Annotated in this window: 15 protein-coding genes and 1 tRNA gene; 9 read left to right on the plus strand and 7 right to left on the minus strand. The window is 63.7% G+C overall.

Features of this window, described 5'->3' with window-relative positions; translation table 11 throughout:
- Positions 1 to 78: 78 nt before the first annotated feature.
- On the minus strand, positions 79 to 1161 hold the full coding sequence (locus tag EN818_RS05785) for a transposase (RefSeq protein ID WP_129553731.1): 1083 nt from the start codon (positions 1159 to 1161) through the stop codon (positions 79 to 81).
- A gap of 472 nt (positions 1162 to 1633) precedes the next feature.
- On the opposite strand from EN818_RS05785, the gene EN818_RS05790 reads away from it, so the two are divergent.
- Both EN818_RS05790 and EN818_RS05795 read left to right on the plus strand, forming a co-directional pair.
- Positions 1634 to 2032 carry a hypothetical protein gene (locus EN818_RS05790; RefSeq protein ID WP_135904126.1) on the plus strand — a complete coding sequence of 133 codons (399 nt, stop codon included), beginning with the start codon at positions 1634 to 1636 and terminating at the stop codon, positions 2030 to 2032.
- 107 nt (positions 2033 to 2139) lie between these two features.
- The gene (locus tag EN818_RS05795; RefSeq protein WP_095804456.1) at positions 2140 to 3075 is read left to right on the plus strand and encodes a hypothetical protein; all 936 of its coding nucleotides are present in this window, start codon (positions 2140 to 2142) and stop codon (positions 3073 to 3075) included.
- A gap of 68 nt (positions 3076 to 3143) precedes the next feature.
- On the opposite strand, the gene EN818_RS05800 is transcribed toward EN818_RS05795, so the two are convergent.
- Entirely contained in the window at positions 3144 to 4061 is a 918-nt protein-coding gene (locus EN818_RS05800; RefSeq protein WP_129553729.1) for a peptidylprolyl isomerase, read from the minus strand.
- A gap of 264 nt (positions 4062 to 4325) precedes the next feature.
- On the opposite strand from EN818_RS05800, the gene secA reads away from it, so the two are divergent.
- The 3 genes from secA to EN818_RS05815 all read left to right on the plus strand — a co-directional run bounded on the left by secA (position 4326) and on the right by EN818_RS05815 (position 9867).
- Positions 4326 to 7058: a preprotein translocase subunit SecA gene (gene secA / locus EN818_RS05805; RefSeq protein WP_129553728.1), complete on the plus strand. Its 2733-nt coding sequence runs from the start codon at positions 4326 to 4328 to the stop codon at positions 7056 to 7058.
- 125 nt (positions 7059 to 7183) lie between these two features.
- The gene (locus tag EN818_RS05810; RefSeq protein WP_095804459.1) at positions 7184 to 8587 is read left to right on the plus strand and encodes a lipopolysaccharide biosynthesis protein; all 1404 of its coding nucleotides are present in this window, start codon (positions 7184 to 7186) and stop codon (positions 8585 to 8587) included.
- Entirely contained in the window at positions 8587 to 9867 is a 1281-nt protein-coding gene (locus tag EN818_RS05815; RefSeq protein WP_129553727.1) for a GNAT family N-acetyltransferase, read from the plus strand. The genes EN818_RS05810 and EN818_RS05815 overlap by 1 nt, the downstream gene beginning before the upstream one ends.
- A 72-nt stretch (positions 9868 to 9939) precedes the next feature.
- Here the strand turns inward: EN818_RS05815 and EN818_RS05820 are convergent, their stop codons facing one another.
- Positions 9940 to 10194 carry a DUF1127 domain-containing protein gene (locus tag EN818_RS05820; protein ID WP_129553726.1) on the minus strand — a complete coding sequence of 85 codons (255 nt, stop codon included), beginning with the start codon at positions 10192 to 10194 and terminating at the stop codon, positions 9940 to 9942.
- Positions 10195 to 10314: 120 nt separating this feature from the next.
- Between EN818_RS05820 and EN818_RS05825 the strand changes: the two genes are divergently transcribed.
- Positions 10315 to 11835 carry a winged helix-turn-helix domain-containing tetratricopeptide repeat protein gene (locus EN818_RS05825; RefSeq protein ID WP_245454743.1) on the plus strand — a complete coding sequence of 507 codons (1521 nt, stop codon included), beginning with the start codon at positions 10315 to 10317 and terminating at the stop codon, positions 11833 to 11835.
- Positions 11836 to 11968: 133 nt separating this feature from the next.
- On the opposite strand, the gene EN818_RS05830 is transcribed toward EN818_RS05825, so the two are convergent.
- Positions 11969 to 12361: a GFA family protein gene (locus EN818_RS05830; protein ID WP_129553724.1), complete on the minus strand. Its 393-nt coding sequence runs from the start codon at positions 12359 to 12361 to the stop codon at positions 11969 to 11971.
- Positions 12362 to 12570: 209 nt separating this feature from the next.
- On the opposite strand from EN818_RS05830, the gene EN818_RS05835 reads away from it, so the two are divergent.
- The gene (locus EN818_RS05835; RefSeq protein ID WP_129553723.1) at positions 12571 to 13041 is read left to right on the plus strand and encodes a nucleoside deaminase; all 471 of its coding nucleotides are present in this window, start codon (positions 12571 to 12573) and stop codon (positions 13039 to 13041) included.
- Positions 13042 to 13179: 138 nt separating this feature from the next.
- Here EN818_RS05835 and EN818_RS05840 read toward each other — a convergent pair.
- Positions 13180 to 13264: transfer RNA gene (locus EN818_RS05840), tRNA-Leu, on the minus strand.
- Positions 13265 to 13595: 331 nt separating this feature from the next.
- Here EN818_RS05840 and EN818_RS05845 point away from each other — a divergent pair.
- Together EN818_RS05845 and EN818_RS05850 are read left to right on the plus strand one after the other, a co-directional pair.
- Positions 13596 to 14186, plus strand: coding sequence for a YqaA family protein (locus EN818_RS05845; protein WP_129553722.1), 591 nt, complete (start codon positions 13596 to 13598; stop codon positions 14184 to 14186).
- A gap of 23 nt (positions 14187 to 14209) precedes the next feature.
- Entirely contained in the window at positions 14210 to 14728 is a 519-nt protein-coding gene (locus EN818_RS05850) for a disulfide bond formation protein B (RefSeq protein ID WP_129553721.1), read from the plus strand.
- 164 nt (positions 14729 to 14892) lie between these two features.
- Here the strand turns inward: EN818_RS05850 and EN818_RS05855 are convergent, their stop codons facing one another.
- Both EN818_RS05855 and EN818_RS05860 read right to left on the minus strand, forming a co-directional pair.
- Entirely contained in the window at positions 14893 to 15450 is a 558-nt protein-coding gene (locus tag EN818_RS05855; RefSeq protein ID WP_095804476.1) for an HNH endonuclease, read from the minus strand.
- Positions 15451 to 15561: 111 nt separating this feature from the next.
- Entirely contained in the window at positions 15562 to 16221 is a 660-nt protein-coding gene (locus tag EN818_RS05860; RefSeq protein ID WP_135904128.1) for a DNA-3-methyladenine glycosylase, read from the minus strand.
- Positions 16222 to 16269: the final 48 nt, after the last annotated feature.

Consider the following 16269-nt stretch of genomic DNA (forward strand, 5'->3'; position numbering starts at 1 on the left):
GCGGTTGCGTAAAGATCGCTGCGATCAGGGAGGCGACGATCTGGCGGGTAGCGCGCCACAGCAGCGGGCGCCCGTCGCTCAAGGGGGAGAGACACCCAACTCCTGCGAGAGGGGTTCGGTCACAAGCGCGATGAGGAAGTGGGCAAGAATCCAAGGCTTTGCGATCCTTGGGTCTTTGGCGGGAGGCGCGCGCAGTCCGATCAGGCTCTTCAGACGCTTGAAGGCGAGCTCGATGCGCCAGCGCATGCGATAGAGCTTGAGAACCGTGCCGGGGGGAAACGCCTCCCGGTCAAGCGAAGTCACAAGGATGACGAAGCCGGCGGCAATCAGCGTCTGCGGTTGAACCTTGTTGCCCTTGGCCTTGGCTTCCTTGTTGATTTTGCGCCGCGCTTCCTGTGCCGCGGCCTCGGATTTGCGCAAGGCGATCAGGCGCATCTTCACAGGCTCGCCCTTCTTGAGACCTAGCCGGACAGGCGTTTCGAAGACCTCCTCCCGGCAGCTCTCCAGGTGGCCGATGAGATCGAACGCCTCGCCGTTGGCGTCGAGCCATCGCGCATTCTTCCACGACGCGCGCACGACAACGTCGCCGCCTTGCGCCATGACCTTTGCGATCCGCTCGGCCTGCAGATAGACGCGGTCGCCGATGCGGATCTCGCCCGCCACCACCGGCACCCGGTCGATCAGCTCGGCCTCGCTCTGGTCGGTGATCTCGAGGAAATCGAACTGCTCGCGCTCAAGCTCGAAGGCGCAGTGCATGCGCCAAAGGCCATTGTTCTTCTTCTCATGCGCACCGGCCTTGGCAACCGCCGTCGCATCGAGGATGCGGATCAGCCGGCCCTTGGCCAAGCCTGCCTCCTCGCGCTTCAAAAGATGTCCGATCAACTGCTGCAGCCATGGCCCTGCATTGCGCAGCCGGCCGAGCAAGGCCACGTCCGAGATGTCGGCTATCCCGCTCGCCGCCGCCCAGGCCACGACGCCCCGCATGCCCACCTTGCCGAGGCAGTAAGCCAGCGTCAGGCGCAGCAGATCGCTCGCCGACCGGATGCCGCGCGGGCGCAGGAACGCCTTCGTCTCGCGCGCGCTCCCGGCGATCAACTCTTCGCCGCCGAGAAGCTCAATCGTCTCGGCCCAGCCGTCATCAACAAGCGATTCGTGTGTCATCCTCAGCGTAGAATCACAACCGATTCCGCGCCGCAATACCTATCGTCGAGGGGTGTCGATCCGGAAGGGTTGGCATGGAAGCAGACTAGGTTGGGCAGAATGTGGTGCTATGGGCCATGGAGCTGCATACCGGCGCCCCCCAGTACCGCAGTCGTGCGATGCTGGCACCTATAACCCCAATGCGTACCCACCGCTGCTTCCTTTGCCGATGTCGCAAGGGCCGCCCGGTTCGACTTACGAAGATGAAGAAGGCAGCCGAAGATATGGACCTGATAGATATCCCGAGGTAGATCGCGATAGACCGCACCCCGGACATCCACCCGGATCATTGGGAACGGGAGATCATTCCCATGATTGGGGCAGGCCGGCAGACGGTACTCCGCCGACACACAAGGATCGTGGCCCTCATAGGTTACCAAAGCCAACGGACCCTCCGCCACCAAAAGCTAATAACGATAGGAGCGACTGACCAATGGAAAAACAGCACGATATTGAGTTTGTCGGCGATCCTAAGACAGTACGCGGCTACATTCACGATGCTGTCATTGTAGAGTTTCATTTGGAGCGCAAAGACCGTTTTACAGTATGGCTTGAATACGAGGGTGAAACCCGACGAATCTCATTTGTGGGTAACGTCAGGGTTGGAATTGTGAATTTCACTAGCCTTACAATCGTTGGCGATATGTACGTGTATTTTCCAAATAATGATATCCCAGACGAGGTTTTAAAAGTATTGTATGGTCTTGTTCACATAGGTAATGAAAGTATTCATATTTGTAAAGATAATATACGAAATAACAATCAGAAGATATGTTACATTAATTCGTCATATGGGGGTGAGATCGCAATTCAATTCTCGGATTTTGGATGATATGGTGCTTGTAGATAATACCGTTGCCAATATAATAGCACGGGTCCCTCGTTACTTCGGGTATCTGGAATTGCGGTGACGCTGCACTTTTATTCTTGGGATTCACTGTGATCGAGGCAAAGCCCGATAACTCAACGGCCTTGTGCGAGCCGCAATACTCCGGCTTCGCCCTCGTCGCCGTCCTCGTCTTCCTCCTCGTCGTCTCCGCCATCACCTCCACCTTCGCCCTGGCCGCCTGGACCCGCCGCACCGTCGCGGCGAACGAACTGCAGGTCCAAAGGTTCAGCTTGCTTGCCGAAGGCCTCACCAATGTGCTTGCCGCCCGCCTGGGCGAGGGCGCCGAAACAAAGCTGCCCTTGAATTTCGAACCTGTTGCCTGCAGGACAAACGATCTGGCGATCGTGACGCGGCTTCAGGGCCATGCCGGGCTGATCGATCTCAACGCTGCGGACCGCAACCTGCTGACGCTGGGATTTGCCTCGCTCGCGCTCAATGCGCAAACGTCCGGCGACCTGTCAATCGCGGTCGAATATTTCCGCAGCGGCGCCAGCATCTTTGCCGCCGCTGCCAAGGCGAACGTCGAGATCGCAGGCGGCTACAAATTCGCCCGCTTCGAATCGGTGGCCGAGTTGCAGGATTTTGCTCCGCTGCGCGCGGTACCCTTGGCCGCCCTCTACCGGACGTTCACCGTCAATTCGCGCAGCGGCGCCTTCGACCCGGCCGAGGCGCCGGCCGTGCTTGCCGCCGTGGCCAGCAACGGAATGCCGGAGAGGGCATCGATGGCGCACAGGGCAGCAGAGGCGGCCTTCACCATCCAGGTTGCGATCATGCGGCGCGGCTCTCCCATCGTCGGCTCCGCCGGCTACATTTTCGAAAACCGCTCCAATGCCGGCTTGCGCCGCAGCGCGATCGATCCGGCGGCCGTTCCGGACGAGTCGGCGTTTGCGGGCGTGTCGGCTTCGTGCGACGCGCTCTTTGCGGGCACGATGCTGCGATGGAGGCGAGGCGACGATCGGTCCGTCATATCACGCGCACAATGCTGATGCGCTGATCGCGAAATCAAAAGGGCACCCGACGGCGCCCTTTGCAACATACCTGGATCGGCAGCGAATCACTTGCCGCTTTCCATCGTCTCGACTGCGGCCTTCAGCTTCGCGTCGGCGATTTCGACCTTGGCCGCCGCGCGCAGCTCCTTGACCATGGCGAAATACTTGTCGCGGATCACTGCCTGCTTGGCCTGGTCCTTGACGTCGTCGAAGGCCGGCGGCTGCTTGGCGCGCTTGTCTTCGACCTTGATGACGTGCCAGCCGAACTGCGACTGCACCGGCTCCTTCGAATATTTGCCGACCTCCAGCGCAAACGCCGCCTTGTCGAACTCCGGCACCATCTGTCCGGGACCGAACCAGCCGAGGTCACCGCCGCTGGTCTTGCCGCTCGGGTCGCTGGTGTGCTCGTTGGCGAGCTTCTGGAAATCGGCGCCGCCGTCGAGCTGCTTGATGATCGCCTCGGCCTCTTCCTTCGTCTTCACGAGGATGTGACGGGCATGGATTTCGTTGACCGGGGGCGTGTTGGCGATTTCCTGGTCGTAGCGCGCGCGGATTTCGGCGTCCGTCACCTTGCCGACAACGTCCTTCTCGACCACTTCGCCGTGCAGCGCCCGCTGCTGCAAAAAGGCCATGCGGCGCTGGAAATCGGCATCCTTGTCGAGGCCGCTGTCGATCGCCTTCTTGGCCATGACGCGGATCTCGATAGCCGCCGAAAGGGCTGCCGCGCGGCGCTGTTCCGGCGGCAGCTGCGCGAATTGCTGCGACAGCTCGCCTTCGGCGAGGGCAAGATCCGCCTCGGTCAGCTTCTCGCCGTTGATGGTTGCGACCACCGCATTCGGATCGACCGGAGCGGCAGCGGGAGCGGCGGTGTCGGGCTGGGCCGGCTTCGTCTCCTGCGCCATCAGGGGCGAGAGTGAAAGAGCCGAAAGGCCGAAGGCCAGGCCGACGCTGGCGAGCGACACGCGGCGGAACGACAGGGACATCTAGATAAACTCCAATGGGGATTGCCAATACGGATCGCTTGCGCGGAAGGGTTCCAGATCAGCCGGATTGTGGCGGAATTTGGCGCTGCCCATAGGGCTAACGCGGCGTTGACATCAGTTGAGCCCCCTCTTATCTGTCCAACGACTTGGCGTCCAGAACCGTTTTCCGGGCGCTTTTTGCGTTTGTCCGCCTTCACGCGGATTTGATGGGCCCGCCAGGCGCCTGTCGCAAACGACCAAAATTGCTATCGAAAGGGCCATTGGATGGTCAGTCTCGGCGGTCTCGCCCGTAAGGTTTTCGGCTCTTCCAACGATCGCCGCGTCAAGGCGACCCGGCCCCGCGTCGAGGCCATCAACGCCATGGAAAACGAGATGCGGGCGCTCTCCGATGCCGAGCTGCAGGCCCGCACTGGAAAATTCCGCCAGGATCTCGCCAACGGCGCCTCGCTCGACGATCTGCTCGTGCCGGCCTTCGCCACCGTGCGCGAGGCGGCCCGCCGCGTGCTTGGCCTGCGTCCTTTTGATGTGCAGTTGATCGGCGGCATGGTGCTGCACAATGGCGGCATCGCCGAAATGCGCACCGGCGAGGGCAAGACGCTGGTCGCGACCCTTCCGGTCTATCTCAACGCCTTGGCCGGCAAGGGCGTTCACGTCGTCACCGTCAACGACTATCTGGCGACGCGCGACTCCGAATGGATGGGCCGCATCTACAAGTTCCTCGGCCTCACCGTCGGCGTCATCGTCCACGGCCTCTCCGACGAGGAGCGCCGCGCCGCTTACGGCGCCGACGTCACCTATGCCACCAACAACGAGCTCGGCTTCGACTATCTGCGCGACAACATGAAGTATGAGCGCTCGCAGATGGTGCAGCGCGGCCATGCCTACGCCATCGTCGACGAGGTCGATTCCATCCTGGTCGACGAGGCGCGCACGCCGCTGATCATTTCCGGTCCGCTCGAGGACCGTTCGGAAATGTACAACACCATCGACGCCTTCATGCTGAAGCTCGGCCCGGCCGACTACGAGGTCGACGAGAAGCAGAAGACCACCATCTTCACCGAGGACGGCACCGAGAAGCTGGAAAACATGCTGCGCGCGGCAGGCCTGCTGAAGGGCGAGTCGCTCTACGACGTCGAGAACGTCGCCATCGTCCACCACGTCAACAACGCGCTCAAGGCGCACCTGCTGTTCCAGAAGGACAGGGACTACATCGTGCGCAATGGCGAGATCGTCATCATCGACGAATTCACCGGCCGCATGATGCCCGGCCGCCGCTATTCCGAAGGGCTGCACCAGGCGCTCGAAGCCAAGGAGCATGTCACGATCCAGCCGGAGAACCAGACGCTGGCCTCCGTCACCTTCCAGAACTATTTCCGCCTCTACAAGAAGCTCGCCGGAATGACCGGCACGGCGCTCACCGAAGCGGAGGAATTCGCCAACATCTACAACCTCGAAGTCACCGAGGTTCCGACCAACCTGCCGGTCGCCCGCAAGGACGAGGACGACGAGGTCTACCGGACGGTGGACGAGAAATACAAGGCGATCATCAAGGAGATCCGCGACGCCCGCGAGCGCGGCCAGCCGATCCTGGTCGGCACCACCTCGATCGAGAAGTCCGAGCAGCTCGCCGAGCGCCTGCGCAAGGAAGGCTTGAAGAATTTCGAGGTACTGAATGCCCGCCACCACGAGCGCGAGGCGGCCATCGTCGCCCAGGCCGGCAAGCCGGGCGCCATCACCATCGCCACCAACATGGCCGGCCGGGGCACCGACATCCAGCTCGGCGGCAATGCTGACATGCGCATCGCCGAGGAGCTTGCGGACGTTCCGGCCGGACCGGAGCGCGACGCGCGGGAAAAGCAGATCCGCGACGACATCGCGCAATTGAAGGAAAAGGCGCTGGCCGCCGGCGGCCTCTACGTGCTCGCCACCGAGCGCCACGAGTCGCGCCGCATCGACAACCAGCTTCGCGGCCGTTCAGGACGCCAGGGCGACCCTGGCCGCTCGAAATTCTTCCTGTCGCTGCAGGACGATTTGATGCGCATCTTCGGCTCCGAGCGCATGGACGGCATGCTGCAGAAGCTCGGCCTCAAGGAAGACGAGGCGATCATCCACCCCTGGATCAACAAGGCGCTGGAAAAGGCGCAGAAGAAGGTCGAGGCGCGCAATTTCGACATCCGCAAGAACCTCCTGAAATATGACGACGTCTCGAACGACCAGCGCAAGGTCGTGTTCGAGCAGCGCATCGAGCTGATGGACGGCGAAGGCCTGTCGGAGACGATCGCCGAGATGCGCGAAGGCGTCATCGAGGAGATCGTCGCCAAGAACATCCCCGAAAACGCCTATGCCGAGCAGTGGAACGTCGCCGGCCTCAAGGAGGAAGTGGCGCAGTACCTCAATCTCGACCTGCCGGTCGAGGAGTGGGTCAAGGAAGAAGGCATCGCAGAGGACGACATCCGCGAGCGCATCTCCGCTGCCGCCGAGACCGCCGCCAAGGAGCGTGCCGAGCGCTTCGGCCCGGATGTGATGAACTATGTCGAGCGCTCCGTGGTGCTGCAGACGCTCGACCATCTGTGGCGCGAGCACATCGTCAACCTCGATCATCTGCGCTCGGTGGTGGGTTTCCGCGGCTATGCCCAGCGCGACCCGCTGCAGGAATACAAGGGCGAGGCCTTCGAGCTGTTCCAGGCCATGCTCGGCAATCTGCGCCAGGCCGTCACCGCGCAGCTGATGCGCGTCGAGCTGGTGCGCCAGGCCGCCGAAGCACCGCCGCCGGAGGCGCCCGACATGTTCGGCAGCCACATCGACGGCACCACGGGCGAGGACGATTTCCAGGGCGGCGAGACCGCGCTGCTGATCCGCCAGGACCAGAACGCCATCGTCGCGCCGGAAAACCGCGATCCGAAGAACCCGGCGACCTGGGGCAAGATCGGCCGCAACGAAGCCTGTCCCTGCGGCTCCGGCAAGAAATACAAGCACTGCCACGGCGCCTTCGCCTGACGCCTTCTTCCTTCTCCCCGTCTCTATGGCGTCGTCGCGGGAGAACGAAGCCTCACCCAACCGTTTCTTAAGGGGTTTTCGCTAGACCGGAACGCTGGAAAGAGGCGGAAAACGGAGAGTTTTGGGTGCGCTTTTCCGCGGCGACGACTGCCGGGCGGTTGCTGCCGCAGCGCTGGGCGCTGCGGATGCGACCACTGCTTGGCCGCATCGACGCCGTCCTCTTCACCGCCGACGAGCGCGGGCAAGCCGGCCGCATGTCGCTGATCGCGTTTTCGATCCGCATCGTCAGCGCCGTCATCGCCTTCGTCAGCCAGGTGCTGATGGCGCGCTGGATGGGCTCGTTCGAATACGGCATCTTCGTGCTGGTCTGGGTGACGATGGTGATCGTTGGCAACCTGGCCTGCCTCGGCTTCCACACCTCCGTCATCCGCTTCATCCCGGAATATCGCGAGCGCGGCATGCTGGCCGAGCTGCGCGGCATCGTGCTGGCGAGCCGCCTTTTCGTGATCGCCGCCTCGACGCTGATTGCCGGCCTCGGCGCGCTCGGCGTGTGGCTGTGCTCGGGCTGGATCGAGGCCTACTACGTCATCCCCTTCATCCTCGGCATGATCTGCCTGCCGATGATTGCGATGGGCGACCTGCTGCAGGGACTGGCGCGCGCCAATTCCTGGGCGCTGTTCGCGCTGTCGCCGACCTATCTGGTGCGGCCGGTGCTGATCCTGGTTTTCATGGCGGCAATGCTCGCCTTGAACTACGCGCCCGATGCCAAAACCGCCATTTTCGCCTCGATCGCCGCCACCTACGTGACAACGCTCGGCCAGCTGATTGGCGTCACCTCGCGCATGCAGCGCAAGGTTCCGGCCGGGCCGATGACCGTGCATTTCGGCCGGTGGTTCCTGGTGTCGCTACCGATCTTTCTGGTCGAGAGCTTCTTCTTCCTGCTCACCAATGCCGACGTGCTGATGGTCGGCGCCTATCTCGATCCCAATGACGTGGCCGTCTATTTCGCCACGGTGAAGACGCTTGCCCTGGTGCATTTCGTCTATTTCGCCGTCAAGGCCGGCGTTGCCCAGCGCTATGCGCAATTCACCCATGGCGAGCCCGAACGCCTCGCCGCTTTCGCCCGCGAGACGGTGTCCTGGACCTTCTGGCCCTCGCTGGCGATGGCGCTGCTGGTCCTGGTGCTCGGCGAGCCGATGCTGGTGCTGTTCGGCCCCGAATTCACGGCCGGCTATCGGCTGCTCTTCCTGCTCGTGCTCGGCGTGGTGGCGCGCGCCGCCGTCGGCCCGTGCGAGAGCCTGCTCACCATGAGCGGCAACCAGAACATCTGCGCCGCCGTCTATGCCATGACGCTCGCCCTCAACATCGGCCTCAACGTGATGCTGATCCCGTTCTTCGGCCTGTGGGGCGCCGCGATCGCCACCAGCCTGGCCATGGTCTTCGAGGCGAGCGCACTGTCCTTCACCGTCTGGCGCAAGCTCGGCATCGTCATGGCGGTCTTCGTGCCTGCAAAGAAGGAAACTGCCTGATGGCCGCCGTCCCGTTGCTCGAGGAGACCAGCGGCGGCCCCGCCGGCGCCATGGTGTCCGGCCTTGCCGGCCTGGCGCGCGAGGTCGATCCCGCCCATATCGAGCTCTTCGCCAACAACCGGCCCGAGCGTAAGCTCGCCATCTATCCGGCATCGGCCGGCTTCGATCTGGTCGACGAGCTCGATTATCTCTGTACCCGCACGATCGAGCCCAACGTCTTCTTCAACCCGCGCTTCCTGGCGCCCGCCATGCCGCGGCTGGAAGATCGCGAGGTGCGGCTGGCGGTGATCCGCGACGGCGACGAGTTCCGCAGCCGGCTGCGGCTTCTGGTGCCGTTCTCGGTCGAGCGCCCGGGCATCCCCCTCGGCGTCCCCGTCATGCGCACCTGGTCGAGCCCGTTCGGCCCGCTCGGCACGCCGCTCGTCGACCGCGACGACCCGGTGGAAGTCATCGAGGATTTCTTCGCGATGCTTTCGCGGCCGCATCTCAAGCTGCCGAAGGTCTTCGTGCTGCCGGACATCAGGCTGGACGGCCCGGTGGCGAGCCTGTTGACCTCCTTTGCCGACAGCCGCGGACTGACCCTGGTCACCACCGGCAGGATCGAGCGGCCGGTGCTCGAAAGCGACGCCGACGGCGAGGACTACCTCAAAGCCTCGCTGCGCTCGCACCATTACCGTGAGTTCCGCCGGCTGAAGCGCCGCCTTGCCGATCTCGGCAAGCTCGAGCACGAGGTGGCGCGCGGGCCGGAGGAGATCCGCCACGCCATCGAGAGCTTCCTGACCCTTGAGGCCGCCGGCTGGAAAGGGCGGGAACGCACGGCCATGGCGATCGACCGCTATCGCGCCGCCTTCGCCCGCGAAGCCGTGCACGGGCTGGCCGAGCAGGACATGTGCCGCATCCATTCGCTGACGCTCGACGGCCGCACCGTCGCCTGCCTCATCGTCTTCGTCGAGGCGGGTGTCGCATACACCTGGAAGACGGCCTATGACGAGACGTTGTCCGCCTATTCGCCCGGCACGCTGCTGATGATCGAGGTGACAAAGCAGCACCTCGACGATCCCAACATCGTGATGAGCGATTCCTGCGCGGTGCCCGACCACCCGGTGATGAGCCGCCTGTGGAGCGAGCGCAAGCCGTTCGGCACGCTGGTCGTCGGACTGACGCCCGACGCCGACCGCCAGACCCGCCAGGCCGCATCGCAACTGCATCTCTACCGCGAGACCCGCAACATGGCGCGTCTCCTGCGCAACCGCATGCGGAGCCTGCTGAAAAGGCGCTAGATGAGAAGCCTTGCGCAGGCGATGGCATCCGGCGCTGGCCTGCTTGCCATTTCCATGAAGCGGTGAACCGCTCTACCGCTGCCAGAAGGGCAGCTTGGCGATCTCCTCCTCGGCCTGCTCTCTCGTCAGGCCGATATCGTCGATCAGATGCGGATTGGTCTCCGACATCCGCTTGAGATCCCGGCGGAAATAGGCCCGCGCGCGCCAGGACGCGATGATGCTTCGCAGGGCGGCCAGGGTGTTGCGCCGGCGCGAGGGCCGTGCCGCGGGCGTTCCGGTCCGCGCTGCCTGATGCGGGGCTGACGCCAGGGTGCAGGTATCATTCATGGCAACCTCCATACGGGCCCGGAGGCCTCCGATCTGAAAGAGGTTGAATTCTGAAGCATGCAGACGGCGCCGTAATTAAGCGCTCCCAAATAGTTCTCAAAACTTCCAAATTGGCTATAGATGCCCCGTATGCAGGGATCGCGCTTTGCCTTTGGTCCGTTTGTGCTTGATCCGGATGCGGGAACGCTGCTTCGGAATGATGTTCCCGTTGCCGCCGGCTACCGGGGGCTGAAGTTGCTTTCGGCGCTGGTAGCGCGGCCCGGCGAAATCCTCGGCAAGGCCGAATTGATGGATGCCGCGTGGCCGGACACGGCCGTCGAGGAAGGCAACCTCACCGTTCAGATCGCGCAGCTCAGGAAGCTGCTTGGCCCGGCCGCCGATGGCGGTGAGTGGATCGCCACGGTTCCGCGCGTCGGTTACCGCTTCACGGGGGCGATCGAACAGCGCGACGGGGGCACGAAGCGAAAACCCTTGGCGCTGCCCGACAAGCCGTCGATAGCCGTGCTGCCCTTCGTTGCGTTCAGCAACGATCCCGAGCAGGAATCCTTCGCCGATGGCTTGACCGAGGACCTGATCACCGACCTGTCCAGAATCGGCGGCCTGTTCGTCATCGCCCGCAACTCGGCCTTTGCCTACAAAGGCAGGGCCATGGACGTGCGCAGGATAGCCGAGGACCTTGGCGTTCGCTACTTGCTGGAGGGGAGTGCCAGACGCGCCGCGGGGCGCGTGCGCATCAATGCCCAGCTGGTCGATGCGGTGAGCGGCGAACATCTGTGGGCCGAGCGCTTCGACCGCAGCCTCGAGGATATCTTCGCCGTCCAGGACGAGGTGACGGCCAAGATCGTGGAGGCGCTGCTTGGCCGGCTGCGCGCGCCGCCGCCGCGCAATCGGCCCAGGAATCTCGAAGCCTACGATCTCTGCGTGCGGGCCCGCAAGCTGATCGACGACTCGCCGCAGTCGGCCCGCGAAGCGCATCTGCTGCTGACGCGCGCGGTGTCGCTCGACCCGGACTACGCCGAGGCCTATCGCTGGCTTGCCATGAACCACTGGATGTCATGGGTGCACTGGGGGGAACCCGTTGAGCCGAACCGCAGCATCGCGCTGGAGCTGGCGCACAAGGCCGTGGCGATCGATCCCAACGATGCCGGCTGCCGCTGGGTGCTCGCCAACCTGCTTGCATATGAACGCCGCTTCGAGGAGTCGGATGCCGAGTTCGCCAGGGCGATCGAGCTCGACCCGAACGAGGCTGACATCTGGGCGACACTGTCCGACATCGTGGTCCTGGCCGGACATGTTGATGAAGGCCTCGAGCATATTCGCAAGGCGTTCCGGCTGAACCCCTATCCGGCCAGCTGGTATTATCTGACGCTCGGCGCGGCGCAATATGCGGCCCACGACTACGAAGCCGCCATCGAGACGCTGCGCACGGACGAGACTTATCGCACAAGCTCGCGCCGTTTCCTGGCGGCAAGCCTTGCCCAGCTCGGCCGGCTCGACGAGGCCCGCGCGGAGGTCGAGATGTTCCTCGTCGCCAACCCGCATTTCACCACCAGCCACTGGGTCTGGACCGAGCCGTTCCGCGATGCCGCCACGCAGCAGCATTTCGTCGACGGCTTCCGCAAGGCCGGCCTTCCGGAGTGACGCGCCGGCTCCGACGCGGAAAATGATGCGACCTAGGGCAATTCCAGGAAAAGTGCGTAGCGGTTTTCCGTCCGGAATTGCGCAAAATCAAGAACTTAGAGCGGTCAGCGATTCTGTGAAAAGCTGAACCGCACTAGGGCTCGAACGGACTCGCGGCGTCGCGGTCGCGCTCGTATTGCGTCGCGACCGGAAATGGCGGCAGCCACGACTCGCGACGGATGGTCCAGCTTTCATAGGTCGGCTTCAACTGGTCAGGGGCGTCCAGGGATCCCAGGTGCACTTCGATCTCGTTCGCCGTGCGTGCGAAAACAGACGAGCCGCAGCGCGGACAGAAGAACCGCCCGGCATAGTCGCGGGTCTCGCCTTCGACCGTCACCGCATCCTGCGGGAATACCGCGGCGGCATAAAAAAGCGCCCCATGATGCTTGCGGCAATCGAGACAGTGACAGATGCAGACCCGGTATGGGCGTCCCGACGCCACAATCCGCACATTGCCGCACAGGCAACCGCCAGTGAGCCGGTCCATGCAGCGCCTCCTCTGAAATCAAGCGACGAGGAATGTTTAGAACGAGCCGCAGGCAGGGTCCATGACGACTCTCAAATCGAACGTCGATCCTGCGACTGCGGCCTTGGCCGCGCAAGGCGTGGCGCCCGGCTATGGCCCCGAACAGATTCGTATCGAGATAACTTGCCCGCCCCTTCCCATGCGGCCTCACGCGCCTTAGGCTGGGCGATATGACGCGCGACCAGATGATCGCTCACCTTTTCGCGGCCGATGCCGTTGCCCGCGGCGTGGTCGCGCATGGCCATCACCCATTCGGTGCGGTGCTGGTCGGGCCCGACGGCGCGATCCTCATGCGCCAGGGTAATATCGACACGGTGCATCACGCCGAGACCGAACTCGCGCGGCGCGCGGCGGATGCCTATTCGCCGGAGTTTCTCTGGACCTGCACCCTGGTCTCGACCGGTGAACCCTGCGCGATGTGCACCGGAACGCTTTACTGGGCGAACATCGGCCGGCTGGTCTACGGCTACGAGGAGAGCAAGCTTCTCGCGCTGACCGGCGACCATCCCGAAAACCCGACGATGAGCCTGCCCTCGCGCGTCGTGCTTGGCTCTGGCCAGAAGAAGATCGAGGTTCACGGCCCCTTCCCCGAAATTGAGGACGAGCTTCTCGCTGCGCATCGCGACTTCTGGCGACGGTAAAGTGGCGACCAGGGCGCCGGCTTAGGATTGCTGATCCACGAACGTCGCTGGATCAAATCCGTCGACGGTCCTGCACCAAGGCATCGCAGTCTAACCATCTTTGAGTGGCCTGCCACCCGAAGCTCGGAGAGCGAAGGGTGGTGCCCCTAGCCGGGATCGAACCAGCACTCCTTGCGGAACTCGATTTTGAGTCGAGCGCGTCTACCAATTCCGCCATAGGGGCTCAGGCCGGGCGGCCTGGATGGGCGCGGACTATACGGTCGGACGGGTCTTCGTCAACTGGCCCGTTGCCGATTTGCCAGCGCCAATCGCACCGGATGCCCCGTCATTCGGTTTGAAAACGGCATCGCCATTGTCCGGCGCGGAGAATCTTTCTAGACAGGCGAGCTATTGGGCTGCCCCGGCGAAAGCCTGGCTGCGGCGCTTTGGGTGCTTGTTTCGTGCCTGCCGGTGGCCGAAAACCACGGCAGTGTTGTCGGGCGACCAGAGCAATTGCAGGAAAAGTGCGCGGCGGTTTTCCGTCCGGAATTGCGTCAACCGCATTAGGAGAGCCGATGCTTCGCGGACTTTACGACTGGACCCTGTCGCTGGCGGCGCGCAAATCGGCCGAATGGTGGCTGGCCGTCATCGCTTTCGTCGAAAGCTCCGTCTTCCTGGTGCCGGCCGACGTGCTCTATCTGCCGATGGCCCTGTCCAAGCCCGAGCGCGCCTATCGCTATGCGCTTGTCGCAACGGTCGCCTCGGTGCTCGGCGGCGTCGCCGGCTGGTTCATCGGCCACTATGCCTACGAGGCGGTCGCCAAGCCGATCCTGGAATTCTACGGCAAATATGATGAGTTCGAGCAGTTGCGGACCTCGTCGGGCGTCGGCTTCATCATCCTGATGCTGATCACTTCGGGCGCCGCCCACCTGCCGCCGATCAAGGTGGTGACGATCCTGTCGGGCGTCATCGGCGTCAATCTCCTGCTTTTCATCGGGCTGGCCATCGTGGCGCGCGGCGCCCGTTTCCTGCTGCTCGCGTGGCTGCTGCGCCGCTATGGCGAGTCGATCAAGGAGTTCATCGAAAAGCGTTTGGGATTGATTGTCGGCGCCGGCGCCGCTGCCCTTATTTTGCTCTATATGCTCGTCAGATACGCCCACGCGTAAGCGTAACGAACGGACCGAAACCGATGACAGCGACGATGACTGCCGACACCGCGAACCAGCAGACGCGCGCCGCACTGTTTCTTGCCGTCGCCATGGCGGCGACCGTCGGTTCGGCGCTCGCGTTCCAATATATCGGCGGCTACATCCCCTGCCATCTCTGCCTGGAGCAGCGCACGCCCTACTATATCGGCGCGCCGCTGATGGTGGTGGCGGTGATCGCGTCCGTGCTGCGCGCGCCGGCCTGGGTGACGCGCGGGCTGCTGGCCATCGGCGGCTTCTTGATGCTCTATGGCCTCTATCTCGGCGTCTATCACTCCGGCGTCGAATGGGCCTGGTGGCCGGGTCCAGCCGATTGCACCGCGGGCGCGGGCCCGGTCGACACTGGCGGCAAGGGCGTGCTCGATGCCCTCGACAAGTTCGTGCCGCCCTCCTGCGACAAGGCGGCCTTGCGCATCCTTGGCCTGTCGCTCGCCGGCTGGAATGCCATCGCCAGCTTCATCCTGGCCGCCGTCGCCTTCCGCAGCGCGCTGTCGCCCGATTGAGCCAATTCGATTGAGTGGCACGACGCAGAGTTCGGACAAAATTCGGCAGGCTGAGTCGGATGGCGCGGCTTTCGAGAACCGGAGCGGAGCGTACTTGAGTACGTGAGCACCGGAAGCGCAGAAAGCTGCGTCAGGCGGCCAGCATGGCGGATTTGTGCCGAACTCTACGGCTCCAGCTCGACATCCCAGTAGAGATAATCCATCCAGCTTTCATGCAGATGGTTGGGCGGGAACAGGCGACCGTTGTTGTGCAGGTCGTGCACCGTCGGCTGATACGGCTTCTGCAGCGGCCACATCTTGGCCTGCGCCGGCATCATGCCGCCTTTTCTAAGGTTGCAGGGCGAGCAGGCGGCGACGACGTTGTCCCAAGTCGTCGCCCCGCCGCGATGGCGCGGGACGACATGGTCGAAGGTCAGGTCCTCGGTCGTGCCGCAATACTGGCATTGGAAGCGGTCGCGCAGGAAGACATTGAAGCGGGTGAAGGCGGGATGCCGCGACGGCTTCACATAGGCCTTCAGGCTGACCACGCTCGGCAGCTTCATCGAGAAGGTCGGCGAGGAGACCGCATGCTCGTATTCGGCGACGATGTTGACCCTGTCGAGGAAGACCGCCTTGATGGCGTCCTGCCACGACCAGAGCGACAAGGGGTAATAGCTGAGCGGACGGTAGTCCGCATTCAGCACCAGTGCGGGAAGCCCATCCGGAGATACGGCAACCGTCACGTCGTTGGCCTCCTTCGCTCTAGAACCGAACGCCGCGGATACTGTAAGCCCGACATGACAGGGATGTGAAGCGGATTGTCACGCGCCCGAGATGTCCAAAAGGCGCGATTTTCAGGCTTTTTTGACGGTTTGTTCGACGGGTGCGGCGTCTTTGCCCTTCAATTCGCGGTAGTAGGCCCAGAAAAGCCGCGATGCGACCCCTCGCCAGGGGCTCCATGATTCGGCCAGCCGGATGAGCATTTTCTCCGGTGGACGCGGCTCGATGCCGAGCGCATGACCGACCGCGCTCTGCAGCGCGACGTCGCGCGCGGGGAAGACATCCGGATGGCCGGCGGCGAACAGGAGGTAGCATTCCGCCGTCCACGGGCCGATGCCGGGCACCGCTGTCATTGCCGAGATCGCCTCGCCGGCATCGACCGAGCAGAGGTGATCGAGATCGAGCCCGCCGGCCACCGCTTGCGCGACCGCGATCAGCCCGCGCTGTTTCGGCCGCGACAGGCCCGCCTCGCGAAATATGTCTTCGCCGGCGCACAGAATCCCTTCCGGCGTCAACGGATCGACCAGCTTGGTCAGCCGGCCGAAGATGGCGTCGGCGCTGGCGCGCGACACCTGTTGCGAGACGATGATCGAGGCGAGGCTGCCGAACCCCGGCTCCGACAGCCTGAGCGGCACTTCGCCCGCCCTGTCGCGCACCTGCTCCAGTCTCGGATCGATGCGGCAGAGCGCGTCCAGCCCTGCCGCAATGTCGTCGAGCGAGGCGATGCGTTGCACGTTGCTTGTTCCCAGGGCGCCCGCGAAGTGGCAATTGATGGCTGGAGA

It is taken from the genome of Mesorhizobium sp. M3A.F.Ca.ET.175.01.1.1 (assembly GCF_004791945.1).
In the GTDB taxonomy this organism is placed as follows: Bacteria; Pseudomonadota; Alphaproteobacteria; order Rhizobiales; family Rhizobiaceae; genus Mesorhizobium.

What these genes read in the sequence shown, in the direction of transcription:
- EN818_RS05785 (WP_129553731.1), bottom strand. Translation starts at nt 1,161, where the DNA reads ATGACACACGAATCGCTTGTTGATGACGGCTGGGCCGAGACGATTGAG.
- EN818_RS05790 (WP_135904126.1), top strand. Translation starts at nt 1,634, where the DNA reads ATGGAAAAACAGCACGATATTGAGTTTGTCGGCGATCCTAAGACAGTA.
- EN818_RS05800 (WP_129553729.1), bottom strand. Translation starts at nt 4,061, where the DNA reads ATGTCCCTGTCGTTCCGCCGCGTGTCGCTCGCCAGCGTCGGCCTGGCC.
- secA (WP_129553728.1), top strand. Translation starts at nt 4,326, where the DNA reads ATGGTCAGTCTCGGCGGTCTCGCCCGTAAGGTTTTCGGCTCTTCCAAC.
- EN818_RS05815 (WP_129553727.1), top strand. Translation starts at nt 8,587, where the DNA reads ATGGCCGCCGTCCCGTTGCTCGAGGAGACCAGCGGCGGCCCCGCCGGC.
- EN818_RS05820 (WP_129553726.1), bottom strand. Translation starts at nt 10,194, where the DNA reads ATGAATGATACCTGCACCCTGGCGTCAGCCCCGCATCAGGCAGCGCGG.
- EN818_RS05825 (WP_245454743.1), top strand. Translation starts at nt 10,315, where the DNA reads ATGCCCCGTATGCAGGGATCGCGCTTTGCCTTTGGTCCGTTTGTGCTT.
- EN818_RS05830 (WP_129553724.1), bottom strand. Translation starts at nt 12,361, where the DNA reads ATGGACCGGCTCACTGGCGGTTGCCTGTGCGGCAATGTGCGGATTGTG.
- EN818_RS05835 (WP_129553723.1), top strand. Translation starts at nt 12,571, where the DNA reads ATGACGCGCGACCAGATGATCGCTCACCTTTTCGCGGCCGATGCCGTT.
- EN818_RS05845 (WP_129553722.1), top strand. Translation starts at nt 13,596, where the DNA reads ATGCTTCGCGGACTTTACGACTGGACCCTGTCGCTGGCGGCGCGCAAA.
- EN818_RS05850 (WP_129553721.1), top strand. Translation starts at nt 14,210, where the DNA reads ATGACAGCGACGATGACTGCCGACACCGCGAACCAGCAGACGCGCGCC.